The sequence below is a fragment of the Mesorhizobium sp. P2_D1 genome (assembly GCF_056404455.1).
This window is the reverse complement of the sequence record NZ_JBFUDZ010000153.1, coordinates 1-848: the sequence shown is the minus strand read 5'-3', so window position 1 is coordinate 848 and position 848 is coordinate 1. Positions and strand designations below refer to the sequence as shown.

2 protein-coding genes are annotated in these 848 nt (G+C 63.0%); both read right to left on the bottom strand.

Annotation, left to right across the window (positions count from 1 at the left end; genetic code table 11):
* Positions 1-211 (bottom strand): hypothetical protein (locus AC1D0I_RS32680; protein ID WP_477400198.1); only part of this gene is annotated, 211 nt, incomplete at its 3' end.
* The gene (locus AC1D0I_RS32675; protein WP_477228675.1) at positions 208-762 is read right to left on the bottom strand and encodes a CoxG family protein; all 555 of its coding nucleotides are present in this window, start codon (positions 760-762) and stop codon (positions 208-210) included. The genes AC1D0I_RS32675 and AC1D0I_RS32680, both read right to left, overlap by 4 nt.
* Positions 763-848: the final 86 nt, after the last annotated feature.

The window sequence follows — 848 nt, the reverse complement described above, 5'->3', positions numbered from 1 at the left end:
GCTCGCGTACTTCCGCGCCGGTTAGGACGCAGACCACCCCCGGCAGCGACTCGGCCCGGCTTGTGTCCATGCCCAATATACGCGCATGCGCATAGGGAGAGCGCACCAGCTTGCAATGAAGTGCGCGTGATCCTTCGTCGTCGACGAAACGGCCACGCCCGCGGATCAAGCGACCGTCCTCGCGCCGCACGATGGGCTTGTCGTCGCTCATGATGACAGATCCTCGTTCGGGCTTTTCGCCCTTGCGGCGCCGAACAGCCCTTTCATCGAGGAGACCGAGCGCTTCATCAGGCCAGCCGAGGCAGCCGGCTCGGGCTGCACGACGCCGAGCTCCTTCTGCACCGCCACGACAAGTGATTTGACCTGACGTCGCGCCAGCGGCAGCAGGATGCCCTGTGCCAGGGAAGCGAGTGTACCGCTGACGGTGCCTTCGCTGGTCCAGCTCACGCGCGAGCCAGCCTCGATTGGCTCGATGACGAAGGTCATGCGCGCATCGATCATGCCCAGCGCATGGCGACCATTGATTGTGTAGACCACGCGTTCGTTTGGCACTGACTCGATACGGCGCGCCGCGACATCGGCTTGCCCCCGGATCTGTGGGACGCCCACTTCGAGGAGTACCCCGAAGCCGTCGCCTTCGACCGAATGCAGTTCCCTGAAATAGGGAAGGATCGGAGCAAAAGTCCGCGGCTCGGTGATGAAGACGAATGTTTCCGCAGGCGACGCCGTCACCTCGAAATTGCCGTCCATGTCAACTTTCATTGTACGGTTTCCTTGAGCTTGACGGCGGCTGCCTTGACCGCCGCGAAGATCGGGAGATAGCCGGTGCAGCGGCAGGTATTGCCGCT